This window comes from Microcoleus sp. B9-D4 (assembly GCF_036705105.1).
GTDB lineage: Bacteria > Cyanobacteriota > Cyanobacteriia > Cyanobacteriales > Microcoleaceae > Microcoleus.
In genome coordinates, this window is the sequence record NZ_JAUBTS010000181.1 from 1 (window position 1) to 1108 (window position 1108).

Here is a 1108-nt window from a genome sequence, read left to right on the forward strand (position 1 = left end):
GATGGCTCCACTTCTGGGGGACATTGAAGTTATCTAATAGCTGGTAAGTAAGTGGAGATAGAATAAACTCAAGTTCTCGGTTGTTCTGTAATACTCCAAGTACGCTTAATCGGTCTTTTCTTAAGGTTGTAAAATAAACTGTATATAATGGATTGCAAATTATATTTGTAGTGTGATTTACTCCTTTAACACGCGCACTTGTTTGGTCTAAGTGTTGCCAGGGGCTACTTGCTAATCCGGATACATACACTTCGTTAAATTCTGATTCAAACTTTGATGAATTATTTACCAGCAGATTTGATAAATAACCGGCTGACATTGAAATCCCAATATTGCTTAAAAAATCTAATAGCTTCCCGCATCGTCATGTTTCCCCCGTAATACAGGCTCATAACTAGCGCTTTTATTCCGGGGCCAAACTCTCCATCATATCCGGATGGTAACGATGCTAAGTATGTTTTCTTTTCGGAAGGTGAGTAATACTTCTCTTTCCGAAATAACACGTTATCTGTTTTCAGTAAAATGTCTTGAACTATTACCTCTTCATAACCCTTAAATTCTGCATCGAATGGTAGTTCTGCTTCAGGATACTCCAGGATTTTTTCTCGGTCAACTTTGACCAGAGCATTTTTACTACTTTTAATGTGCTTTTTTGGTGCTTTCCGCTCTTTTTCGGATGAGTAGTTCTCTTTTAACTTTTTCGCTCCATTAGCTTTGACCTCTGGTTTTCCTTGTTCTCCTTTCAGGCGATTGTTTTCGGATTTTAATCTTTGATTTTCTGCTCGTAATTCTCTGGTTTCTGCTTGTAATTGCTCTACAAGGTTCAGCAATATGGACACCGTACGACGCAATGATTCGTCGGCAATCTCAGATGGCTCAATGCTTTGCAGTAAGGTCTCTACTAATTGGTCACCAGATGTTTTTTGCGTCATGCTTTATATTCTACCATACTCTTCGTATTTGTGAACCTTCTTTTTTGCTGTTACCCCTATTTATTGAGCGGATACGAGCTTCGTACCTTTTTCCCAATAGGTTTTACCGTATCGGGTCATGCGGTCTTGCCAATATTTGGTGAGTTCGGGGTCATCGGGGGAAGCGGTGCCTTTGA

Annotated in this window: 1 protein-coding gene and 1 pseudogene; both read right to left on the reverse strand. The window is 39.6% G+C overall.

Going from position 1 to position 1108, the window contains the following annotated elements; genetic code table 11:
• Positions 1 to 319 (reverse strand): annotated as a pseudogene (locus tag QUB24_RS33465) (hypothetical protein); the annotation flags it as partial.
• A complete protein-coding gene (locus QUB24_RS33470) occupies positions 282 to 932 on the reverse strand; it encodes a hypothetical protein (RefSeq protein ID WP_333157896.1) in 651 nt (216 codons plus the stop codon). The gene QUB24_RS33470 and the pseudogene QUB24_RS33465, both read right to left, overlap by 38 nt.
• Between the last annotated feature and the right edge of the window lie 176 nt (positions 933 to 1108).